Source organism: Caballeronia sp. SEWSISQ10-4 2 (genome assembly GCF_030464885.1).
Lineage (GTDB): Bacteria > Pseudomonadota > Gammaproteobacteria > Burkholderiales > Burkholderiaceae > Caballeronia.
In genome coordinates this window covers 70,085-91,647 of sequence record NZ_JALPRJ010000006.1, presented here as the reverse complement: position 1 = coordinate 91,647, position 21,563 = coordinate 70,085, and the positions used below count along the sequence as shown (strand labels likewise).

Sequence of the window (21,563 nt, the reverse complement as noted above, 5' to 3'; positions counted from 1 at the left end):
CGGGCGCTCGGTCGCTGAAGGCGGTTACTTCGCCTTCACGCGGCGCACGTGTTCTTCCAGTTCGGAGAACGACGGACGCTCGGTGGAGAAGAGCACTTTGCGGCCGAACTCCACCGCGATAGCCGGTGCGTAGCCGTTCAGGCTCGCCAGGATCGTCACCTTGATGCACTGGAACATCTTCGTCGACTCGGCCACACGCTGTTCCGCGACGCTTGCGAGCGGGCCGATCAACCCGTACGACAGCAAGATGCCGAGAAACGTACCGACCAGCGCCTGCGCGATCATCTCGCCGAGAATCGCCGGCGGCTGATCGGCGGACGCCATCGTGTGAACCACGCCCATCACGGCCGCGACAATACCGAACGCGGGCATCGCGTCGCCTACCTTGTGCAGCGCCTGCGCCGGGCCTTCGCCTTCGGCGTGATGGGTCTCGATCTCCTCGTCCATGAGGCTCTCGATCTCGAACGCGTTCATGTTGCCACCGACCATCAGGCGCAAATAATCCGTAAGGAATTCGACGATATGGCGATCCGCCAGGATCTTCGGATACTGGCCAAAGATCGGGCTTTTGGCCGGATCGTCAATATCGGACTCCAGCGTCAGCGTGCCTTCCTTGCGCGCTTTGGCGAGCAGGACATAGAGCAGCGCCATCAACTCCATGTACACATCCTTGTTGTACTTCGAGCCCTTGAAGAGCGTGGGCAGCACGCGCAGCGTGGCCTTGATCGTCTTCATGCCGTTGCCGAGGATGAACGCGCCCACTCCAGCGCCCGCGATCATCAGGATTTCCACGGGCTGGAGCAATGCGCCGAGGTGCCCGCCTTCCAGCGCGTAACCGCCGAAAACGGACAACAGCGTCACCAGTGTTCCGATGAAAATCAGCACAGTCGAACCCTCATGGTTGCATCGGCGAAACCGCCGTTAAGTGGTTTACGGCAAGCGGCTGGAAAACTTTGAAGGGAAATAGCAGATGGGCAGAGCACGGCGACGCACCGGCAGCGTCTTTATTGGCGGCGCGTTCAAGCGTGTAAGGTGGTCGGCTTGGTAAGCCGGTTTGGTCGGCTGCCTGGCCTCCAAACCGCTCTGCCATCCAGAAACCGGGCAAAGATGCCGGTTCCGCCTTACGGTTCGGCAATAAGTTGTAAGTACGGATCAGCCGGCTGAGCGATCAGACGAATCGTTTTGCCAGCTGGATGGCTGACCGCCTGATTAACGGCAGGCCGTCAAAAATCTTTAACCGAAGCGCATTTATTTTCCCGCTCCGGGGTTCACGCCGACGCAGCAGGGGCATGACCGGCGTGGCGCGGCAGTGGCATGTGCTTTGCTGCTTCTTCCGTCCTCGGCAATGCATCCTGCACCGCGCAATTTGATGACGGAGGCGCAATCGCTTGCCGCATAAGGGCTTCCTCAATCCATTGAGCTTCGTAACGGCCGGTGTTTCGGCCTGTAACAAGGTTAAGCGTTTGAAAAATGACTCGGCGATACCGGGAGTCATCTCGATAATGCGTCGTAAGGGATAACCCGATTCACCGCGGGTCCGATTTTCAGGGGGCGGCAGCAGCATAAGGCGCTGGCCCGTCCGCAAGGCTTCACCGGTTTCTATCGGAGACTGTGCTTCGAAGCCCTCACGAACAGGAGAGTCACGTTATGCGTATCGCACAAATTGCACCGTTGCACGAAGCAGTTCCCCCGAAGTTCTACGGCGGCACGGAGCGCGTCGTTTCGTACCTGACCGACGCGCTGGTCGATCTCGGCCACGATGTGACCCTGTTCGCGAGCGGCGATTCGCAAACCAAAGCGACGCTGGAAGCCGCCTGGCCGCGCGCATTGCGCCTCGATCCGTCCATCCGCGACTGGAACGCGCCGCACGCCCTGCTGCTTGAAACCGTGCGACGCCGTGCACACGAGTTCGATGTGCTGCACTTTCACCTCGACTACATGCCCTTCTCGACCTTCTCGCAGATGGACACGCCGTTTGTGACCACGCTGCATGGCCGGCTGGACCTCCCCGAGCTACAGCCTGTATTCGATGCGTTCCCTGCGGCACCGGTCATCTCGATCTCCGATTCGCAACGTGTACCGCTGCCGCAAGCCGCATGGCTCAACACGATTTATCACGGATTGCCGGAAAACCTGCTGACGCCGCAAACGCACAAGAAGCCGGAATACCTCGCCTTTCTCGGTCGTATCTGCCCCGAAAAGCGCGCCGATCTCGCCATCAAGATCGCTGCTCAAAGCGGTCTGCCGCTGAAGATTGCCGCCAAGGTGGACAAGGTCGACCAGGAATACTTCAAGAGCACGATCGAGCCGTTGCTGGCGGAGTCGAAGGCCAGTGTTGAATTCGTCGGCGAGATCAACGAGCAGCAAAAGCCAGAGTTCCTGTCGGGCGCGAAAGCGTTGCTGTTCCCGATCGACTGGTCGGAACCGTTCGGCCTGGTGATGATCGAAGCCATGGCGTGCGGTACGCCGGTGATCGCGTTCAATCGTGGCTCGGTACCGGAAGTGATCGACCACGGCGTGACGGGCTTTATTTGCGAGGACGTGCAGGGCGCGGTCGGTGCACTCCAGCGCCTCGGCGAACTCTCGCGTACCGAGATTCGCGCGCAATTCGAACGCCGCTTTAGCGCGCAGACCATGGCGCAGAATTACGTCGATAGCTATACCGCATTGCTGCAAGCGGCGAAGCGTCCGGTGTTGCGCCGAGTCGCGGTCGGCTAAGTTTCGACTAACTCTTCAGTCGCCTGGAGACCTGGGCGCCACAGGAAAATGTGGCGTCGACTCGATTGGAAACGATGTCGCGTTGTTATCCAACGTTTATTGCAAGGCACAAAAAAATCCGCCTGAAAGGGCGGATTTTTTTGTGCCTTGCTTTTGCTCTTTGCGATTCATGCGGATATTCTGCTTCTATTCATCGGCAATATTCGATGCAGTCATCCGGCGCTTCAGGAATGCGCCTGACTAATCAGGAAGCGCTCGCGATTTTTTCCCACGATCCATTTGGGTGGCTTGCCGCGGCCGCTCCACGTGTTGCCTGACTTGGGATCCTGATAGATCGGCGGCAGCGGCTCCTTCTTGGGCGGGCGGCCTCGCCGGACGACCGACAGTCCCAGATCCTGGGCCGTCAGCCCATATTCCACGATCTTGCGCCGGATATCCGCCAGTACTGCTTCCAGTTCCGCGCGACGTGCTTCCTCCGCTTGTTCCTGGAGCTTCGCGATTTGCGCCTTGAGCTCAGTGTATTGCGACATTTTTCAATCCTTTCCAATAGCCCGCGATTATTGAGAAGCGTAACGGCATCGATTAAAAGATGCAACGTTTGAACATCCAATTGCAAAAAATCCTAATGCGAATGAGAAGAGTCTTGAAACTATAGGGCATTCCTAATAAGAGATGACTTAGTTCTTGGTGGTTTAACAATTGTTGACAACTAGTCACCGTACTCGGATTACACTGCGTACCCGCCGCAGTGGTCCGAACAAATACTCATGATCACAAGCGTCGGAATTGTTTCAGTTTTCTAAATATTTTTAGGACTTCGAATCATGCGATTAGGACAGCGCCTCGGCGCAGAAATGTTTGGTACGTTCTGGCTCGTGCTGGGCGGCTGCGGCAGCGCAGTGCTAGCCGCGGGTTTTCCTCAACTCGGGATCGGTTTTGCGGGCGTATCGCTTGCGTTCGGCCTGACCGTACTCACCATGGCCTACGCCATCGGCCATATTTCGGGTTGCCACCTGAATCCGGCGGTGAGCATCGGCTTGGCGGTCGCCGGACGGTTCCCGGCCCGTGATCTGGTTCCGTACATTGTCGCCCAGGTGGTCGGCGGCGTGATCGGCGCGTATGTGTTGTACGTGATCGCCAGCGGCGCACCGAACTTCGAGCTCGTTGCCAGCGGCTTTGCCAGCAACGGTTACGGCGATCGTTCGCCTGGTCATTACACGATGATCGCGGCGCTGGTGTGTGAAGTCGTCATGACGTTCTTCTTCCTGTTCGTCATCCTGGGCGCCACCGACAGCCGCGCACCCGCCGGGTTCGCACCGATCGCCATTGGCCTGTGCCTGACGCTGATTCACCTGATCTCGATTCCGGTCACGAATACGTCGGTGAACCCGGCGCGTTCCACGGGTCCGGCCTTGTTTGTGGGCGGCGCGGCAGTGGAACAGTTGTGGCTCTTCTGGGTCGCCCCGATCATTGGCGCAATCATCGCGGGCGTGGTCTATCCGTTGCTGACCGGCGCGAAAAAGCGGGCGTTCTCTGCTGCCTGACATTAAAAAGCGGTGAAAACCGATAAAAAACGGGCGCTTGGCGCCCGTTTTTTATTGTTTGACTCGTATATGCAGGGTCAATGCCGCGGACCAATATGAATAATCCGCGACAAATGTAATGGGCGATTACGGGCCACAGAAGTTTTAAAAGCTCATTTACTTATCCCGAGCTTAGGGACAACCCGGGAAGCGATAGCTGGCTGGGCTTTGCGGGTATTTACTTCACGGACAAATCCTGCCTTCGACTTTCGCATTACTTTCATCTGCTAACAACTCGTCGATACTCGTAAAACAGCCATTGCGTAGATTGGACTCATGCGACACGCGTCGCCCTAAAGGAGAACACCATGAAGCGCATCGTCACTCATTTGCTGGTTGCCGCCGGTCTCGCGGCGGGAGCAGTTGGCGTCGCACAGGCTCACACGGATCTGTCTATCGGACTGTCGCTCGGCGTGCCTGAGTACGTGCAACCCGCACCGGTGTATGTCCAGCCCGCGCCCTATTACCGGGCGCCGCCGCCGGCTTGGGGTCATCGCGACGACCGCTGGGACGGACGGGACCGAGGACACTGGAACCGCGCCGAGTGGAATCATGGCGACGATCATCGTAATGGCTGGGATCGTCGCGGATAAACGGCTAAGGAACCGCTAAGGCAAATTGCTGCGGCCCGCTAGTCCTTCGCGTTATTCGTCGGCGCGGGCCGGTGCCGCGAGTTCATCCGTGATGCCAAATAGCGCGCGCAATTGATGAGCAACGCCGGCCTCGAAATTGTTGCCGGTTCGCGGGACATTCGGCAGGCGTTTTATCAGCGCCGGATTTGCGTTGTTCATCATGAATGGCCGGCCTGCAGTTTCGAGCAGATCAATGTCGTTCATGTTGTCGCCGAAAGCCACGCAATGCGCGGTGTCGATATCGAGCCGGTCCAGCACGAATTGCAACGCTCGCCCCTTCGATACATCCGACGTCATGACTTCCAGACAATCGGGCAACGAATAAGTGACGTAGATGGAATCGCCGAATTCACGTTCGAGATTCGCGGCGGTCACCTCGAGATCGTCCGGCTCGCCGATATACAGCACCTTCGCAATGTTCTCGCCGTCGTGCTCACGCAGATCCATCACGTCATAGTCGAAACCCGAATCCTGGTGAAAAGCCAGCAATTCGGGCGCGTGACGGTCGATGAGCCAGGCGTCGTCGGCAAAGAGGTTCACGATCACACGCTCGCTTCCCGCCAGGTCCGGCTGGACGAGACGACGCACGGCAGCCGGCGCAATGTCGCGTGCATAGATGCGCTCGTTGCCCGGCGCATGGATGCGGGCGCCGTTCGATGTGATCAGATAAGCATCGATGCCGAGCACTTTGCGAATCCCGACCACATCGCGATAATGCCGCCCCGTCGCGATGATGAAACGCACGCCGCGCGCTTCGAGTTCGCGGACCGTTTCGACGGTGAACGGGTCGACCTGATGGTCGGTGTTAAGCAAGGTGCCGTCGAGATCGGTGGCGATGATCGAATACATGGGAAGCGGTTTCCTTTAAGCCGTTAGGAACCTGGCATTTTAGCCCTCGCGGGCCGATTTTCCGCTCGCGGCGCGGCGAGCCAGTTGCAACGCGCCTGTAGCGGAGTCCGCTAGCGGCAGACGCAACCTGGTGCGGAGTTCTTGCGGCACGAATGGCTCGAGCGGTACGGCCAGTCCGCCACACAACGCGACCGGAAGCGCGTGGTCAGGGTCAAGCGCCGACACCATTTTTGCGATCTCGCGCCCCGCCTGCTCGAGTAGACGCGCCGCAAACGGATGGTTTTTGTGCTCGAAAATCGTTGGCGCGAGGGTTGCATAACCCGTTTGATTCGCCGCGCACACCCATACAACGAGACTGTCGCGATCAGTCGCATCCGTGTGCGCGAGCAGCGCGGCGGACCAGTCGTCGGCGGGTGCGCGGCCGTCGAGCACTTGCTGCAGGTGCACGATGGCCCGTAAGCCCAGCCACGCTCCGCTCGCCTCGTCGCCACTCGGAAAACCATAACCGCCCGCAATCCTGAACTGGCCGTCTGCATCCAGCGACGCGGCGATGCTGCCCGTTCCCAACGCCACGATCACGCCCGGCTCGCCGCCGTGCGCGCCAAGCAACGTGGTGAAGGCGTCGCTTTCGACAGCAAGCGCGCATCCATCGGGCGCGGTTGCGTGAAACTGCGCCAGCCACCCCGCGTGATTCACGCCAGCCAGGCCGCAGCCGAGCGCACATGCACTCCACTCGAACGGCAGGCCCGCTGTTACGAACGCGCGCGAACACGCCACTTCGATTGCGTCCCACGCACGCTCGACGCCGAGCGCAAGGCCCGATGGTCCACCTGTGGCGCGCGCCAGTTCGATGCCGTTTGTTGCATCGGCCAGGACAACGCGTGTACCGCTGCCGCCGCCATCGACGCCGATCAGGTACCTGTGTGTGTAGGTTGAAGTAGTCATGTCCGCAAGCTTAACGGCACGACCGGCGCGCCGCCACTCGGCCGATTGGGCCAGATCTCGTGAAACGCCTGGCCGATCGGTCGACTGTTCTCCCCGAACTCTTCAGCCTATGCTGATTGAACACCAACCAAGCACGCTCCGAATCCGACATGACCAACACGAAGAAAGGCCGCCCAGAGGACTACACCGAGCCGCACCGCTGCGGCTGGGCCACCACGGAAGCACTCGTCCGCTACCACGACGAGGAATGGGGTGTTGCTTCCCATGACGATCGCCATCTGTTCGAAATGCTTGTGCTGGAAGGCGCGCAAGCCGGGCTGTCCTGGTTGACGATCTTGAACAAGCGCGAGGGTTACCGGGCTCTGTTCCACAACTTCGACATCGGCCGGGTGGCCGCTTTCAGCGAAGACGACGCAGCACGGCTGCGGCTCGATACTCGCATCATCCGCAATCGCGCGAAGATCTCTGCGGCCGTCGCCAACGCGCGCGCGGTGCAGCGCATCCAGGCGGAACATGGCTCGCTCGCGAACTTCGTCTGGTCGTTCGTGGGCAATACGCCTATCGACACCCCGCGCGCGACTTATGCGCAAGCGCCCGCCTCCAACGAGATTTCCGACGCCATGAGCCGCGCTCTCAAGAAATACGGCTGCAAGTTCGTCGGAACAACCATTTGCTATGCCTTCATGCAGGCGACAGGCATGGTCAACGACCACGAGGCCGCCTGTCTCTGCCGATTCCGCGACAGCGTCGCCGTCCCCAAGCGCGAATCCGTCAAACGCCGAACAAATTAGGCAATTTGCTCCACGGCTTTCCGATCTTGACATTGCGTTTTCGCAACATTTCTCGCGATTTAAACCACCATCAGGGAAAATCCTGACGATAGTCGTTTATCCGGGGTGAATCGCGCTCTGAAGCCTTTACTACAAAGCTTTTACGCGGGTTGTGCCCCTGTGCAAGAAGTCGGACAGCATGTCAAAATTGCGGCCAACCGCACATACCGCCACCTTTTTACCGGAAAGAACCCGCTATAACTATGATGTAGGCGGGTTTTCCGGCGAAGGGCCTGACGCTAAACACGGTTATCGCCGGGTGCGATTTGCCAAACGTGTTCGGGTCGTCAGAACGGTCGAGGCAGAAGCAGACAGACGGGTGAAATGACGCGATTTATGTGGTCAACCGCGCTATGACGACCGAGTCCGCGTCCGATACTGATAATGCTGTTTGATGAACACCCACGAAGCACCGCTGTTGTCGGCGCAGGGGAGAACCAAAATGAAAAATCTCAACTTTTTAACGCACCAGGAAATCTTCGACCGCGCCGTTCTTCACCTGTTTGGCCAAGGCCGGGCAGCGTTGTTGCCGCACGGTGGCGGTGCGTACCGCGGCTATTGCGGCGGTTGTCCAGTCGGCAGCTTCATCAAACCGCGCGACTACATGACCGCCATGGAAGGCGTGCCCATCCGGTATGTCGGTAAGGGGCCGGAAACCGTGCCGTCCTACATGGACGTCGGCGTCGTGGCGTTGAAGCGCGCCCTGTTGCGCTCAAACATCAACGTCTACGATCCGACAACCGTCGAGCTGCTCAGTTGCCTGCAAAACGTGCACGACGTTTTCGGCAAATGGGAATGGCGCGAACGCTTTGCGTCCATCGCGCGGCAGTTCAACTTGTCGGCGGATCGCCTTAAATCGGCAGCCTGAAGGCGGTTCCGCAGAATTCCTCGGGGCGCCGCTGATGCAGTCGAGTCACCCGCGACCCACGAACGAACCGCGTTCACATCCACGCTCACGTTGAGCGAACCACGGGCGAGCACCAGGCGAGCAACGCAATAGTTACAGCATCGAGCAATGCAATGTTAACAGCGAGAGACATCTACGAACGCGTGAGCAAGCATCTGCTCACACAACGGGCGGTATCCGAGGATGAAAACGGCTCGTGCCGGCTACGCAGCGGCAACGGCCGCAAATGCGCTATTGGATCCCTGATCGCTGACGAGCTGTATCGGCCGGAGATCGAGGGCATCGGCATTTCGTACTACCGGCACGCGAAGGACGGCTCGTTGTTGCGTGCGCTGTATGCGTCAGAGGTTAATGCCTACGATCCTGATATCGTCGAATTGCTGATCGAACTGGAGGAGGTTCACGACGATTTCAGCGTGGAGGAATGGCCGCAGCTTCTCGCACGCGTCGGGGAACGGCACGCGTTTGTATAGCGATACGCGCCGGCCAGCTCGCACGAAAGCTCGCAACGCGCAGTCCAGCCATAGACGAAACGCGCCCGGACCGACGACCTGACCGCAGAAGGCCCGCTGCGCAGTAGGGTCATAGCCGACCACACCGCCCGATAGATGCCCCGCACCCGTCGAGCCCCGAGCCCCGAGCCGAAGTAAAAGCCGAAACACAGAAGCCAGACAAGCAAAACGGCGATGCAACCCTTGCGGGTGGCATCGCCGTTTTGCATTGGTGCAGCCCATCAAGCAGGCTGCGACCTACCAAGACTTAGTGAAGCTTCTTGGGCAACATCTGGCTGCGCAGACGCTTGCGCAGGCGGCTAACTGCTGCCGCCTTCTTGCGCTTGCGTGCTGTCGTCGGCTTTTCGTACGACTGGCGTTCGCGAAGCTCGGCGATCAGGCCGTTCTTTTCGATGGTCCGGCGAAAGCGACGGATCGCGACGTCGAACGGCTCGTTTTCTTTCAAAACAATAGTGGTCATGGAAGTCCTAAATCGCTAATACGTTTTTCTGACTGCGCGGCGAAGCGTTAGCCCAAGGCAACGCCGCGCGCCGGCACTCCGATCGTCCACTCAACAGCGCGGACACGAGCAAAGCGGCCACGGAGGCCGGAAAAGAGAGAGGTGGGATTTCACCGCCGATCACGGCATGCGCAGTCTGTAAAAACCGGAACAACGCACTTCGGGCCGCCCGGCGTCGCGTAAAATTAGCGGCGCCATCGGGCAAAAATCTCGATTCGGGCGAGATGTTATCAGATCGCCGCACTGTCGCCAACCCCGCAACACCTGTTTACGGGGCTGCAACCCCATGATGATACGTGCTTTTTGCCGATTTCAGGCCAGATTGCTGGCTTCGTCCAGGATTGCGACATCCTCGGGTGCCAGGGTAATGCGGGTCGCATGAGCCAGGCTTTCGAGCTGTTTGACCGATGTGGCACTCGCGATCGGCGCCGTTATGCCTGGGCGTGCGATCAGCCACGCGAGCGCGATGGCGGCCGGTTGCGTGTCGTGACGTTCTGCCACTTTCACGAGCGCATCGACAATCTTCAAGCCCCGGTCGTTCAGATAACCCGCGACTTTTGCACCGCGCGCACGGCCCTCGATATCGGCTTTGGCGCGGTATTTTCCGCTCAGGAATCCGCTCGCCAGGCTGTAATACGGCACGACCGATACCTTGTGCGCTTTAACAACCGGCTCCAGATCGCTCTCATAATCGGTGCGATCATAAAGATTGTATTCGGGCTGAAGTATCTGATAAGCCGGAATGCCCTCCTTCGCCGATACCTTCAGCGCTTCTTCCAACCGCTCGCCGGAGTAGTTCGACGCGCCGATCACGCGCACCTTTCCCGCCGCGATCAGCTTCTGATACGCGCCGAGCGTGTCCAGGAGCGGCGTTTTGTCGTCGTCGCGATGAGAAAAATAAACGTCGATGTAATCCGTCTTCAAGCGCTTGAGCGAGTCGTTGACGGCAGCTTCGATATTCGCCGCCGATAACCCCAGCCGCGTGCTGAGCAAGCCGACTTTCGTCGCCAGCACGATCTTGTCGCGCTTGCCGCTCTCCTTGAACCACTTGCCGATAATCGTCTCCGACTCACCGCCCTGGTGGCCGTCGACCCAGCGGGAATAGACGTCGGCGGTATCGATGAAATTAAGGCCGTGGTCGACAAAGGCGTCGAGCAGGGAGAACGACGTGCGTTCGTCGGCGGTCCAGCCGAACACATTACCGCCAAAAACGAGCGGCGCGACCTTGAGGTCCGAATTACCAATAGTACGGTGCTGCATGGTTGCTCCTGACTGTTAAAGGCGAACACGTAATAGCTGCCCGAAAAAGAATACCCGCGAATCTGCTTACTCGCAGGCTGCTTGCCGAGCGCTATTCCCCCTGCCGGCATTCCCCCTACAAATCCTTTCCTAATTCCTCAAGTTTTTTTTTCATGAGCCGCTAACCCAAGTAGGCGGCCGGCTACCACGCTCGGAACCGCCAGGCAACAGGACCGTGCAGCAAGTAGCCATAACAGCCCTTTTAGTTCTTTCAGGAGAAATCCAAATGCTCGGAATCAATAGCAATATCAACTCGCTGGTCGCCCAGCAAAACCTGAACACGTCGGGAAGCGCGCTGTCGCAAGCCATCACGCGCCTGTCATCTGGTAAGCGCATTAACAGCGCAGCAGACGATGCCGCTGGCCTCGCGATCTCGAATCGTATGCAAACGCAGATCAACGGTTTGAACCAAGGCGTTTCGAACTCGAACGACGGCGTTTCGATGATCCAGACGGCATCGAGCGGTCTGGCGCAGATCACGACGAGCTTGCAAACCATTCGTACGCTGGCTGTTCAGGCATCGAGCGGCTCGTTGTCGGCAAGCGACCAGGCAGCACTGCAACAAGAAGTTGCGCAGCAAGTGGCTGAAGTGAACCGCGTAGCGTCGCAAACGACCTACAACGGCAAGAACGTGCTGGATGGCTCGGCAGGTAACGTGAGCTTCCAGATCGGCGCGAACGTGGGTCAAACGATCGGCCTGAACCTCACGCAAAGCCTGTCCGCAGCCTCGCTCGGCGGCGGTATCCCGCAAAAGGGTGCAACGGTCGCCTCGATCGCGGGCGTTAGCCTGACCTCCGCCGGCGCAGCTGCTGCGGCAGGGACGACCCCCGCCATCACGACGGTCAATGTGCTCGCAGACGGCAACGGCGGCTTCACCTTTACCGACCAGAACAATCAGGCGCTGTCGACCGCCGCTTCGACGGCACTGTTCGGCGCGAGCACGACGGGTTCGACCACGCTGCCGTCGCCGCTGACGCTGGTTGGCGCAGGCGCTTTTGCCGTAACGGTTCAGGCAACGGCTCAAACTACGGCAGCGGCCGCGCTCGCTACGCTCAGCGGGACCAACGGCGCAACCGGCGCCGGCACGTACGCGGCCAACAACGCGAGCCTGGGTTCGATTACCGGCGTGAACCTCGCGAGTAACGGTGCGACCGCCGCGGCCGGCACCACGGCAGCCATTACGTCGATCAATGTTCTGGGCGATGGAGCCGGCGGCTTTAAGTTCACCGACCAGAACGGCAATGCGCTGAGCGCGGCAGCTTCTACAGCCTTGTTCACGATCACGCCGGGTGCCGCAGGTGCAGGTTCGACCATCGCCTTCAATACGACGGGCGCACTCCAGGCAGCGGCTCCGACCGGTTTCGGCACGGTGAACTCCGTCGCGGGTAACTTTGGTATCGCTACGGCCAACACGTTGAACACGCCGCCGGCAATCTCGGCAGTGAACGTCAGCACGACCTCAGGCGCGAACGCCGCGATGGAAGCAATCGACAACGCCCTTGCAACGGTGAACAACATCCAGGCAACCCTGGGTGCGGCTCAAAACCGTTTCACGTCGATCTCCTCGGCACAGCAAGCGCAGTCGACCGACTTGTCGGGCGCTCAGTCACAAATCACCGACGCGAACTTCGCGCAGGAAACGGCTAACCTGAGCAAGGCTCAAGTTCTGCAACAAGCGGGTATCTCGGTGCTGGCGCAAGCCAACTCCAACCCGCAGCAAGTTCTGAAGCTGCTCCAGTAATAGTCTTGCGCAGTAACGGCAGGCGCATGGCACCATGCGTCTGCCGAATGTGTTTCCCGGGGAGGCTTGCCTCCCCTAGGCGTTTTACAAACGTTTATCATTCAGGCTCGAAAGCAAAACCGACGTACGGAGCATCCCCATGTCGACGATTTCCAGCGCCACCACCACGGCCTCGGCTACAGCGGCCCAAACCACGGCGGCAGCAGCGGCAGCCGAAGCGGCCGCAGCGCAGTCCATCATCAGCGGTTCTACGGGCAATTCGTCGCTGGATGTCTCATCGTTGGTCACAAGCCTTGTCAACGCAAAAGTCGCTGGCCAGACGGCCACGCTGAGCGCGCAGCAAACGAACGACAACACCAAATTATCGGCAATCGGCGCATTGCAGGCGGCGCTGTCGGCGTTGCAGGCCGGCATCGCGTCGCTATCCAACGGCACCGCCCTCGACAAATTCACCGCGACCGCGGACGGCACCGGACTGACCGCGACCGCCGGCAGCGCCGCGGCGGCCGGCTCTTATTCCATCGCGGTCACGCAAATTGCCAGCGCTCAGACGCTTTCGTCGGCGGCGTTCGGCTCGACGACAGCACTCGGCACCGGCACGATGAGCATCTCCGTCGGCGGCAAGTCGATGAGCCTCGACATCACGTCGGCGAACAACACGGTGAGCGGTATCGCCAGCGCGATCAACGCGTCGGCAAGCAACCCCGGCGTCACGGCCACGGTCGTGACGGGCACGGATGGCGCGCACCTGGTGCTGCGCTCGTCGGCCACGGGCGCATCAAACACGATCAATGTGTCGGTGAGCAACGTCGCGAGCGATGCTGGCCTGTCCAGCCTCGGCGTGACGTCCACGGCCGGCGCCACCAGCTCGGACAAATCGACCATCGTGTCGTCGTCGACCACGAATCCGTGGACGCAATCCTCGTCGGCCCAAGACGCCATGTTCACCGTCGACGGCACGGCTGGGACAAGCTCCAGCAACGCGGTGACCACTGCGATCCAGGGCATGACGCTCAACCTGACCGCTGCGGCCATCAGCACGACAGGCGGCACGCAGACGGTGACCGTGGCGCAGGACACCTCGTCGGCCACCACCGCGATCAACAGCTTCGTTACCCTCTATAACACCCTGGTCACCACATACGGCCAGGTGGGCAACGACAATTCGCAGGCAGCGAGTAAGCAAGGCGGCGTGCTGTCCGCCAACCCGATGCTCAACACCATCCAGAACACGCTGGCGGGCATTATCGGCGCCGGTGTGAAGAACGGCAGTTCGACGATCTCCCTGGGAGCGATCGGGATCTCGCTACAGGGGCAAGCCTCTGCGACGCAGCCAGCCGGCTCGCTGGTGTTGGATAGCACCAAGCTCGCCGCTGCGCTCCAAAGCAACCCATCGGGGGTTGTGGCTCTATTCAATTCGACGACCGGCGTGGCCGCGCAGATGACGACCAGCCTGAACTCGTTCCTGAGTGCGGGTGGCTTGGTTTCGAACGCCCAAAGTGCGGTGAACGCCGACCTCAAGAGCATCACGACGCAGCAAGCCGCGCTTGCGACCTACACCACGCAGCTCACGAGCCAGTACCAGGCGCAGTTCACGGCGCTCAATACGCTGATGGCGACGATGAACAACAACTCGCAGTACCTGACGCAATTGTTCGGCGGCTCCAATAGCGCGGGCGCACTGGCATCGGCCAACAACAGCTGATGGGGCGAGGATAAATCGACATGGAACAGAACAGCCTGATCGACCGCCTGCTCGAGTTGACGCTCGCGATCCAGCACGCGGCGGCCTTGGCTGACTGGCAGGAAGCCGCTCGCCTGACTGAAGAGCGCACGCCGCTTTTCATGCAGCTGACGCCGGAACAGGACGACACTGCAATGGAAGTGATCAACAGGATCCAGGCAATCGATGCCGGCATTGCCGCCGACGCAAAGACCACGCAGACGGAATTGCAGAGCGAATACAGTTCGGCGATGAACAAGATCCAGGCGGCCAACAAGTATCATCAGGCCGCCAAGTTCTGACTGACGCAGGAGGCGGTGCGCCGCCTGACCCTGAAGAGTCGGCAACAACAATGCGTGAGCGCGTGGTCCATCCGCGCAATGGCCGCGGCAGCACCCCGGGAACCAGTGCGGGGCCGGTTCAAATCCGGAGTGTTTTCTTATAGGCTTTCGGCCGCCCTAACGTCCTAGCGTCAGCACCAGATACAGCGCGTAAAGCCCGCCGTTCACCAGCAACGCCCACAGCACGATCCCGCTCTTTTTCGCATTGAAGCGCAGCCACGCGGCCGCCGCGAGCGTGATGAAAACGCCTGTCATCACCTCCACGCGCGGCTCCCACGGTGTCAGCATGATGCCGATACCGGGCAGCAGCGTGCCTTGGAAAACCATCGCGCCAGTGATGTTGCCGAATGCCAGCGTATCCTTGCCGCGCCGCGCCCAGATGATGCTGTTGACCTTCTCGGGCAGTTCGGTCGCAATCGGAATAATGATCAGCGAGAGCAGCAGCGCCGATATCCCCAGCACCTGCGAGACCCCTTCCACACCGGCGATAAATCCCTTCGCACCGCCAACCAGCAGTGCCACGCCGAAAAGCATCTGCAACACGATCGTCGCGAGCGAGGTAGGCAATCCCAAGCGCGAGATCAGCAGCCTCTCAGGCGCTTCAGTGCCATGGCCCTTTTCGACAAGACCGGCGGACGCACGGAACGTCGACACCACATACGTGACATACACGCCGACCAGCCCCACGGCGAACAGCGCGCGCACTTGCCATGCGTGATGTGGCACGAACATGGCGCCCGCCGCGATCAGGAAAGCACAGAGGAAGTAGTTGAGATCGCGCGTAAAGCCGCTGTGTTCCGGCGCGACAATACCTTTGAAGCCGCGCGTCTTGAGCACGGCGACGGCCATCAGGCACGTAGACAATGTTGCGAGCATCAGCGGTGCGCCGAGAATCGCGCCCACGCCGATTTCCTCGTTCACCGCGCGGCTAGCCGTGCCGCCCATCAGTGCAATGATCGGCACGGTGGTTTCCGGCAGCGCCGTGCCGATAGCGGCGAACAGCGAACCCGTGACTCCTTCGGAGATACCTAGCTTTTCGCCAAGATGTTCGAGCGCGTTGGTGAACAGCTCCGATGCCGCCAGGATCACCACGAGCATCAGCGCGAGTTGCAGGAAGAGCATCGTCATGCGGCACCCCGCAATAAAGCCGGCACGAAGGTGACGTCATGAAAATAGCAGGACAGCGGCAGCGAAACCGACGAACGCAGAGTGGGGCTTGGGGCAAGCCTGGGGTGTTTTTGTTTTGGAGACACGATGATTTCACGGTCGGACGTCAGCGAACCAGGATGCAATCCCGCGCCGTCCGACCGTGAACGACAAGATGCACCCATGGTCTCGCCAAACCCGACCGGTCGAACGCGCCACGGCTGACAAGCCGAGTATGTTGACGCGTCCTCCTCCCATTGCGGAAGGAAGGCTACTCCCCAAAGACGGCCCCGAGTTTAGCGTGCGTCCGCCGATTAGGCAACCACCCGCCGGCGCGCGCAAAAAAACCCGCCGCGGGCCATATGGATATCCCGAATCGGTCGTTGTAGCGGAAATAACGGTTCAGTAAGCTACGGCCATGAGTACGGCCATGAGTACGGCCATGAGTACGGCCATGAGTACGGCCATGAGCTACGGCCACACACGTCCTTTCGTTGCGCTGACGCATCCGACGAAGTGCACCGTACAATAAGCCGCGACCGCTGCAACAAGCTGCACCACTCGCCGCAACAAGAAACGTCTGACTGACTAACACTGACGACCACGTTCGTAACGGGAGATCCCATGCGCTTCAGAATGCTCGCAGCCGCCGTACTGGCCATCACGCCGGTGCTCGCGATGGCGAAACCGCTCACTGTGTGTACCGAATCGAGTCCGGATGGCTTCGACGTCGTGCAGTTCAATTCGCTCGTGACGACCAACGCATCGGCGGATGTGATCTTCAACACGCTGGTCTCCTACGATGAAGTCGCGAAGAAAGTCACGCCCGCGCTGGCGGAGAAGTGGGACGTCAGCCCCGACGGCCTGACCTACACGTTTCATCTGCGGCCGAACGTGGCGTTCCAGACCACCGACTACTTCACGCCATCGAGAAAACTGAGCGCCGACGACGTGGTGTTTTCATTCGACCGCATGCTCTCCGACAGCAACCCGTGGCACAAGATCGCGGGCGCAAGCGGCTTTCCGCACGCGCAGTCCATGGGCCTGATCAAGCTGATCAAGTCCGTATCGAAGGTCGACGACAACACCGTCAAGTTCGAGCTCAACACGCCGAACGCGACTTTCGTTCCCATCCTGACGATGGGTTTTGCATCGATTTATTCGGCCGAATACGCCGACCAGTTGCTCAAAGCCGGCAAGGAAACCGACCTGAACGCGAAGCCAGTCGGTACCGGCCCGTTCGTGTTGAAGAGCTACACGAAGGACGCTGTGATCCGTTACGACGTCAACCCGACGTACTGGGGACCCAAACCTAAAGTGGAACGGCTGATCTACGCCATCACGCCCGACGCTTCAGTGCGCGCGCAGAAAATCAAGGCGGGTGAATGCCAGATCGCGTTGTCGCCGAAACCACAGGACGTGCTCGACGCGAAGAAAGACGGGTCGCTGAAAGTGGTTGAAACACCGGCGTTCATGACGGCGTTCGTCGCGTTGAATACGCAGAAAAAGCCGCTCGATAACCCCAAGGTGCGCCAGGCGTTGAACGTTGCCTTCGATCGTACGACGTACCTGAAGACCGTCTTCGAAAACACCGCCACGCCCGCTGTGAATCCCTTTCCGCCGAACACGTGGAGCTATGACAAGCAGATCACGGCGTATCCGTATTCTGTCGATCGCGCGAAGAAACTGCTCGCCGATGCAGGCTTCCCGAATGGCTTCGACACCACCATCTGGGTGCGTCCGAACGGCAGCGTGCTGAACCCGAATCCGAAGGTAGGCGCCGAGTTGCTGCAAGCGGATCTGGCGAAGATCGGCGTGAAAGCGCAGGTGAAGGTGATTGAATGGGGAGAGCTGATCAAGGAAGCGAAGCAGGGTCAGCACGACATGTTGTTCATGGGCTGGGCGGGCGACAACGGCGATCCGGATAACTATCTGTCTCCGCTCTTCAGTTGCGCCGCGGTACGTTCAGGCATCAACTTCGCGCGCTTCTGCGACCCGACGCTGGACCGGATGATCGATGAAGGCAAGGCAACCGCGGATTTAAGCAAGCGGACCAAGGCGTATACCGAGGCCCAGCAGATTATTCACGAGCAGGCGCTGTGGATCCCGCTTGCTTATCCGACGGCCGCAGCGCTCACGCGGAGTAACGTCAGCGGATATCGCGTGAGTCCGTTCGGACGGCAAAACTTCGCGGGCGTCGCGGTGCAGTAGTCGTTGTTTTGGTTCACCAAGGAAGCCGGGCGCGCAAACGCCCGGCTTTTTTACTTCGGAGCGAAGCGGATCACGCCGTCTTCATCGTTGATATGACGCACGAGTTCGCCCTGCAGCCAGAGCATGTGCAAATGGGCCAGCGCTTCACCGAGCGCGAACGTCATCTGATGCACATCGAGCGGACGCTTGAACATGAGCGGGACGATATCGGCGGCGCTTTGCGGTTTGACCGCGCATGCTTCACGCACTTCCTGCAGCCGCGCCGCGTGATGATCCCGAAGCTGCCCGATGCGCGTATGCATACCGCGAAACGGCTTGCCGTGCGAAGGGAGCACGAGCGTATCGGCGGGAAGGGATTCATAGCGGCCCAGCGAACCGAGGAACAGCGCGAGCGGATTGCCCTCCGGTTCGACAGCAAACACCGAGACATTGGTCGATATACGCGGCAGCACCATATCGCCGGAAATCAGCACCTTTGTCTCTGCGCAGAAGAAAGCGCAATGTTCGGGAGAATGGCCGAACCCCGTCACTACTTCCCACTCACGGCCACCGATCTTCACCGTATCGCCATCGCGCATACGCCGATAAAACGGCGGGATGGACGGCACGAGCTTCGGGTAATACGTATCGCGTTTGCGTAACGCCTCAAGCGATGCCGGGTCCGTCAGGCCATGCCGCGCAAAGTGCCGCGCCGCGCGTTCGCCGCCCGCGTCGGAGCCGTCGCCGGCGGACATCACGCGGCCCATCGTGTACTCGCCAAGCGACATCCAGAGGCGGACCGGGTCCCACCGCTTCTTCTCGCCGCCATTGCAGATCCAGTCGGCAAGGCCGAGGTGATCCGGATGGCAATGCGTGACGATCACGCGCAGCACCGGCAAGCCATCGAGCAAGGTGTCGAATGTATGCTCCCAGTTCGCGCGGATCGTTTCGTCTGAAATACCGCAATCCACGATCGTCCAGCCCGCCACGCCGTCGATCTCGTCACGCATGACCCACAGGTTGATGTGATCGAGCGCGAACGGCAGCGGCATGCGCACCCAAAACACGCCGGGCGCGACTTCCATCGTGTGGCCGGTCTCGGGAAGACGGTCGGCGAAAACGTAATCCAGTTGCTGTTCGAGCGGGTTCATGCGGGTACGGTCTCCGGGTTGTCAGTTGTTGCATTGCCGCCAAGTTGACGCTAACGTTAACCTGCATTTTAACGTCGGCTTTAAAAAAGCGCTGAGAACCTCGTAATTTCAATGACAGACACGCGCTACACCATCACCGAACTGGCACGCGAATTCGAGATCACGCCGCGCGCGATCCGCTTCTACGAGAACCAGGGGCTGCTCGCACCAGCGCGCGAAGGCACGAACGGCATGCGTCGCGTGTATTCGGCGCGCGACCGCACACGGCTTAAGCTGACGCTGCGCGGCAAGCGGCTCGGATTCACGTTGCTGGAGGTGAGCAGGCTGCTTGATCTCTACGACTCGCCCACAGGTACGGTCGCCCAGTTGCATGCGTTCCTGGACACCATCGCGGCGCATCGCGCGGTGCTGGAGCGGCAACTGGAGGACCTGAACGCGACGCTTGCCGAGCTCGCAGCCTATGAAGCGCAAGGCCGTGCGCTGCTTTCAGCGAACACTGAAAAGCGCGCGCGCAAGACGACCGCGGCTACGGAGAAAAGCGCGAAGGTGACTTGAGTTCGCAAAGCTCGCGGCGTGCAGAACGGGCGCTGCCCACGAACCGAAAACGTCCGGCGATACAATATCGGCCGGGTCTGAAGCCCTAACCTCACACGACACCACACGAAGTGCAGGGTCGATATGAATCACTTTCCCAAGTTGCTGTCGTCGCAGATTGGCTTCGATGTCGCGGAAACGCTGCTCGAAGGCTTCGACCGTCACTATCGCGTGTTTCGCGATGCAGCCATCGCGGCGAAGGGGCTTTTCGAAGCTGGCGACTGGCACGCGTTGCAGCGGCTTGCGCGGGAACGCATCACGTCGTACGACGATCGCGTGGAGGAGTGCGTGACGCGTCTGGAGGACGAGTACGATGCCGAGAACATAGACGATGAAATCTGGCAGCAGATCAAGCTGCATTACATCGGCTTGCTGACGGCGCATCGGCAACCCGAGTGCGCGGAGACGTTTTTCAACTCCGTGTGCTGCAAGATCCTGCATCGCTCGTACTTCAACAACGACTTCATTTTCGTGCGGCCGGCTATTTCGACGGAGTACATCGAGAACGACGAACCCGCGGCCAAGCCGACGTATCGCGCGTATTACCCGGGTAAGGATGGCCTCGCCGCGACGCTCGAACGGATCGTGACGAACTTCCAGCTCGAACCTCCGTTCGAAGATCTGCCACGCGATGTTCAATGCGTAATGCGAGCCATCACTGAAGCCTTCGGCGAGTTCAAGGCCGCGCCGAATTTCCAGATTCACGTGCTGTCGTCGCTGTTCTTTCGCAACAAGGCGGCGTATATAGTGGGCCGGATTATCAACGCCGATCTGGTAATACCTTTCGTCGTGCCCGTGCGTCATGCGTCACCCTGCCTGCTTGCACTCGATACGGTCCTACTGCAGCGCGAACAAGTGCTGATCATCTTCAGCTTCTCGCATTCATACTTCCTCGTGGATATGGAAGTGCCGTCGGCGTATGTACAGTTCCTGCGCACCATCATGCCGGGCAAACCGAAGGCGGAGATTTATACATCGGTGGGATTACAGAAGCAGGGCAAGAACCTGTTTTATCGCGACTTGCTGCATCACCTCTCACATTCCAGCGATAAGTTCGCCATCGCGCCCGGCATCAAGGGAATGGTAATGCTGGTGTTCACGCTGCCGTCGTTTCCGTACGTGTTCAAGCTCATCAAGGACAACTTCCCGCCGCCGAAGGAAACCACGCGCAAGAAGATCCAGGACAAGTATCAGCTAGTCAAACGCCATGATCGTCTTGGGCGCATGGCCGACACGCTCGAGTATTCGAGCGTCGCGTTGCCGCTGTCCCGTCTCGACGATGCGCTACTAAAAGAGCTGACAAAAGAGGTCCCTTCGATGATCGAATACGAAGGCGATAACCTCGTGATCAGGCATCTGTACATCGAGCGCCGCATGACGCCGCTGAACCTGTATCTGCAGAACGGCACGCTGCCGGAGATCGAGCACGGCATCAAGGAATATGGCGATGCGATCAAGGAACTGATCCAGGCGAATATCTTTCCCGGCGACATGCTGTACAAAAATTTCGGCGTCACGCGCCACGGCCGCGTGGTGTTCTACGACTACGACGAGATCGAATACCTGACCGATTGCAACGTGCGCAAAGTGCCGCAAGCGCGCACCGAGGAGGAGGAGATGTCGGGCGAGCCATGGTACGCCATCGGCCCACACGACATCTTCCCCGAAACCTACAACACCTTCCTGCTCGGCGACCCGCGCGTGCGCGACGTGTTCATGAAACATCACGCCGATTTCTTCGATCCCGCTCTCTGGCAAAAGTACAAGGAACAGATCCTCAACGGCGAGCTCGCCGACTTCTTCCCGTACGAACGCAGCATCCGTTTTTGCGTTCGTTATCCCGAGCGTTTTCTGGACGGCGCACTCGCAGCGCGCGCCGCATAAAACCTATCCGCACTGAATG

20 protein-coding genes and 1 riboswitch are annotated in these 21,563 nt (G+C 59.8%); of the genes, 12 read left to right on the top strand and 8 right to left on the bottom strand.

Features of this window, described 5'->3' with window-relative positions; genetic code table 11:
- Positions 1-24 precede the first annotated feature (24 nt).
- On the bottom strand, positions 25-885 hold the full coding sequence (motA, locus tag M0D69_RS05775) for a flagellar motor stator protein MotA (protein WP_301781114.1): 861 nt from the start codon (positions 883-885) through the stop codon (positions 25-27).
- Positions 886-1,647: 762 nt separating this feature from the next.
- On the opposite strand from motA, the gene M0D69_RS05770 reads away from it, so the two are divergent.
- Positions 1,648-2,718 (top strand): glycosyltransferase family 4 protein, encoded by a 1,071-nt coding sequence (locus M0D69_RS05770; protein ID WP_301781113.1) that lies wholly within the window; start codon positions 1,648-1,650, stop codon positions 2,716-2,718.
- Between the two features lie 224 nt (positions 2,719-2,942).
- Here M0D69_RS05770 and M0D69_RS05765 read toward each other — a convergent pair whose 3' ends face one another.
- The gene (locus M0D69_RS05765) at positions 2,943-3,248 is read right to left on the bottom strand and encodes an H-NS family nucleoid-associated regulatory protein (RefSeq protein WP_047895489.1); all 306 of its coding nucleotides are present in this window, start codon (positions 3,246-3,248) and stop codon (positions 2,943-2,945) included.
- A gap of 294 nt (positions 3,249-3,542) precedes the next feature.
- Between M0D69_RS05765 and aqpZ the strand changes: the two genes are divergently transcribed.
- Together aqpZ and M0D69_RS05755 are read left to right on the top strand one after the other, a co-directional pair.
- A complete protein-coding gene (gene aqpZ / locus M0D69_RS05760; RefSeq protein ID WP_301781112.1) occupies positions 3,543-4,262 on the top strand; it encodes an aquaporin Z in 720 nt (239 codons plus the stop codon).
- A gap of 347 nt (positions 4,263-4,609) precedes the next feature.
- Entirely contained in the window at positions 4,610-4,894 is a 285-nt protein-coding gene (locus M0D69_RS05755) for a hypothetical protein (protein ID WP_301781111.1), read from the top strand.
- A gap of 51 nt (positions 4,895-4,945) precedes the next feature.
- On the opposite strand, the gene M0D69_RS05750 is transcribed toward M0D69_RS05755, so the two are convergent.
- Entirely contained in the window at positions 4,946-5,782 is an 837-nt protein-coding gene (locus M0D69_RS05750; RefSeq protein WP_301781110.1) for a Cof-type HAD-IIB family hydrolase, read from the bottom strand.
- 39 nt (positions 5,783-5,821) lie between these two features.
- Positions 5,822-6,727 carry a BadF/BadG/BcrA/BcrD ATPase family protein gene (locus tag M0D69_RS05745; RefSeq protein ID WP_301781109.1) on the bottom strand — a complete coding sequence of 302 codons (906 nt, stop codon included), beginning with the start codon at positions 6,725-6,727 and terminating at the stop codon, positions 5,822-5,824.
- 149 nt (positions 6,728-6,876) lie between these two features.
- Between M0D69_RS05745 and M0D69_RS05740 the strand changes: the two genes are divergently transcribed.
- From M0D69_RS05740 to M0D69_RS05730, 3 genes are all read left to right on the top strand, one after another.
- Positions 6,877-7,518: a DNA-3-methyladenine glycosylase I gene (locus M0D69_RS05740; RefSeq protein WP_301781108.1), complete on the top strand. Its 642-nt coding sequence runs from the start codon at positions 6,877-6,879 to the stop codon at positions 7,516-7,518.
- A gap of 481 nt (positions 7,519-7,999) precedes the next feature.
- Positions 8,000-8,425, top strand: coding sequence for a hypothetical protein (locus tag M0D69_RS05735; RefSeq protein WP_301781107.1), 426 nt, complete (start codon positions 8,000-8,002; stop codon positions 8,423-8,425).
- Between the two features lie 152 nt (positions 8,426-8,577).
- Complete coding sequence (locus M0D69_RS05730; protein WP_301781106.1) at positions 8,578-8,937, top strand: hypothetical protein; 360 nt, start codon at positions 8,578-8,580, stop codon at positions 8,935-8,937.
- 286 nt (positions 8,938-9,223) lie between these two features.
- Here the strand turns inward: M0D69_RS05730 and rpsU are convergent, their stop codons facing one another.
- Positions 9,224-9,436 (bottom strand): 30S ribosomal protein S21, encoded by a 213-nt coding sequence (gene rpsU / locus M0D69_RS05725; RefSeq protein ID WP_031357080.1) that lies wholly within the window; start codon positions 9,434-9,436, stop codon positions 9,224-9,226.
- A gap of 351 nt (positions 9,437-9,787) precedes the next feature.
- Entirely contained in the window at positions 9,788-10,735 is a 948-nt protein-coding gene (locus M0D69_RS05720; protein WP_301781105.1) for an aldo/keto reductase, read from the bottom strand.
- A gap of 265 nt (positions 10,736-11,000) precedes the next feature.
- On the opposite strand from M0D69_RS05720, the gene M0D69_RS05715 reads away from it, so the two are divergent.
- The 3 genes from M0D69_RS05715 to fliT all read left to right on the top strand — a co-directional run bounded on the left by M0D69_RS05715 (position 11,001) and on the right by fliT (position 14,540).
- The gene (locus tag M0D69_RS05715) at positions 11,001-12,515 is read left to right on the top strand and encodes a flagellin (protein WP_301781104.1); all 1,515 of its coding nucleotides are present in this window, start codon (positions 11,001-11,003) and stop codon (positions 12,513-12,515) included.
- A 139-nt stretch (positions 12,516-12,654) separates the two neighbouring features.
- Positions 12,655-14,220: a flagellar filament capping protein FliD gene (gene fliD, locus M0D69_RS05710; RefSeq protein WP_301781103.1), complete on the top strand. Its 1,566-nt coding sequence runs from the start codon at positions 12,655-12,657 to the stop codon at positions 14,218-14,220.
- A 20-nt stretch (positions 14,221-14,240) separates the two neighbouring features.
- A complete protein-coding gene (gene fliT, locus M0D69_RS05705) occupies positions 14,241-14,540 on the top strand; it encodes a flagellar protein FliT (RefSeq protein ID WP_301781102.1) in 300 nt (99 codons plus the stop codon).
- A 156-nt stretch (positions 14,541-14,696) separates the two neighbouring features.
- Here the strand turns inward: fliT and M0D69_RS05700 are convergent, their stop codons facing one another.
- The gene (locus tag M0D69_RS05700; protein WP_301781101.1) at positions 14,697-15,707 is read right to left on the bottom strand and encodes a sodium:calcium antiporter; all 1,011 of its coding nucleotides are present in this window, start codon (positions 15,705-15,707) and stop codon (positions 14,697-14,699) included.
- 139 nt (positions 15,708-15,846) lie between these two features.
- A riboswitch (yybP-ykoY riboswitch) is annotated at positions 15,847-16,023 on the bottom strand.
- A gap of 326 nt (positions 16,024-16,349) precedes the next feature.
- Here M0D69_RS05700 and M0D69_RS05695 point away from each other — a divergent pair.
- Positions 16,350-17,936, top strand: a complete 1,587-nt coding sequence (locus M0D69_RS05695) for an ABC transporter substrate-binding protein (RefSeq protein ID WP_301781100.1) — start codon at positions 16,350-16,352, stop codon at positions 17,934-17,936.
- A gap of 50 nt (positions 17,937-17,986) precedes the next feature.
- Here M0D69_RS05695 and M0D69_RS05690 read toward each other — a convergent pair whose 3' ends face one another.
- Positions 17,987-19,066 carry an MBL fold metallo-hydrolase gene (locus M0D69_RS05690; protein WP_301781099.1) on the bottom strand — a complete coding sequence of 360 codons (1,080 nt, stop codon included), beginning with the start codon at positions 19,064-19,066 and terminating at the stop codon, positions 17,987-17,989.
- A gap of 111 nt (positions 19,067-19,177) precedes the next feature.
- Between M0D69_RS05690 and M0D69_RS05685 the strand changes: the two genes are divergently transcribed.
- The gene (locus tag M0D69_RS05685) at positions 19,178-19,621 is read left to right on the top strand and encodes a MerR family DNA-binding transcriptional regulator (protein WP_301781098.1); all 444 of its coding nucleotides are present in this window, start codon (positions 19,178-19,180) and stop codon (positions 19,619-19,621) included.
- 123 nt (positions 19,622-19,744) lie between these two features.
- Positions 19,745-21,544: a bifunctional isocitrate dehydrogenase kinase/phosphatase gene (aceK, locus tag M0D69_RS05680; RefSeq protein ID WP_301781097.1), complete on the top strand. Its 1,800-nt coding sequence runs from the start codon at positions 19,745-19,747 to the stop codon at positions 21,542-21,544.
- Positions 21,545-21,563: the final 19 nt, after the last annotated feature.

Bases quoted from the DNA above. Each gene is read 5' to 3' on its own strand.
- M0D69_RS05720 (WP_301781105.1), bottom strand. From the start codon at position 10,735: ATGCAGCACCGTACTATTGGTAATTCGGACCTCAAGGTCGCGCCGCTC.
- M0D69_RS05735 (WP_301781107.1), top strand. From the start codon at position 8,000: ATGAAAAATCTCAACTTTTTAACGCACCAGGAAATCTTCGACCGCGCC.
- M0D69_RS05685 (WP_301781098.1), top strand. From the start codon at position 19,178: ATGACAGACACGCGCTACACCATCACCGAACTGGCACGCGAATTCGAG.
- fliT (WP_301781102.1), top strand. From the start codon at position 14,241: ATGGAACAGAACAGCCTGATCGACCGCCTGCTCGAGTTGACGCTCGCG.
- M0D69_RS05690 (WP_301781099.1), bottom strand. From the start codon at position 19,066: ATGAACCCGCTCGAACAGCAACTGGATTACGTTTTCGCCGACCGTCTT.
- rpsU (WP_031357080.1), bottom strand. From the start codon at position 9,436: ATGACCACTATTGTTTTGAAAGAAAACGAGCCGTTCGACGTCGCGATC.
- aceK (WP_301781097.1), top strand. From the start codon at position 19,745: ATGAATCACTTTCCCAAGTTGCTGTCGTCGCAGATTGGCTTCGATGTC.
- M0D69_RS05740 (WP_301781108.1), top strand. From the start codon at position 6,877: ATGACCAACACGAAGAAAGGCCGCCCAGAGGACTACACCGAGCCGCAC.
- M0D69_RS05700 (WP_301781101.1), bottom strand. From the start codon at position 15,707: ATGACGATGCTCTTCCTGCAACTCGCGCTGATGCTCGTGGTGATCCTG.
- M0D69_RS05695 (WP_301781100.1), top strand. From the start codon at position 16,350: ATGCGCTTCAGAATGCTCGCAGCCGCCGTACTGGCCATCACGCCGGTG.
- M0D69_RS05765 (WP_047895489.1), bottom strand. From the start codon at position 3,248: ATGTCGCAATACACTGAGCTCAAGGCGCAAATCGCGAAGCTCCAGGAA.
- M0D69_RS05755 (WP_301781111.1), top strand. From the start codon at position 4,610: ATGAAGCGCATCGTCACTCATTTGCTGGTTGCCGCCGGTCTCGCGGCG.
- M0D69_RS05770 (WP_301781113.1), top strand. From the start codon at position 1,648: ATGCGTATCGCACAAATTGCACCGTTGCACGAAGCAGTTCCCCCGAAG.
- fliD (WP_301781103.1), top strand. From the start codon at position 12,655: ATGTCGACGATTTCCAGCGCCACCACCACGGCCTCGGCTACAGCGGCC.
- aqpZ (WP_301781112.1), top strand. From the start codon at position 3,543: ATGCGATTAGGACAGCGCCTCGGCGCAGAAATGTTTGGTACGTTCTGG.
- M0D69_RS05730 (WP_301781106.1), top strand. From the start codon at position 8,578: ATGTTAACAGCGAGAGACATCTACGAACGCGTGAGCAAGCATCTGCTC.
- M0D69_RS05750 (WP_301781110.1), bottom strand. From the start codon at position 5,782: ATGTATTCGATCATCGCCACCGATCTCGACGGCACCTTGCTTAACACC.
- M0D69_RS05745 (WP_301781109.1), bottom strand. From the start codon at position 6,727: ATGACTACTTCAACCTACACACACAGGTACCTGATCGGCGTCGATGGC.
- M0D69_RS05715 (WP_301781104.1), top strand. From the start codon at position 11,001: ATGCTCGGAATCAATAGCAATATCAACTCGCTGGTCGCCCAGCAAAAC.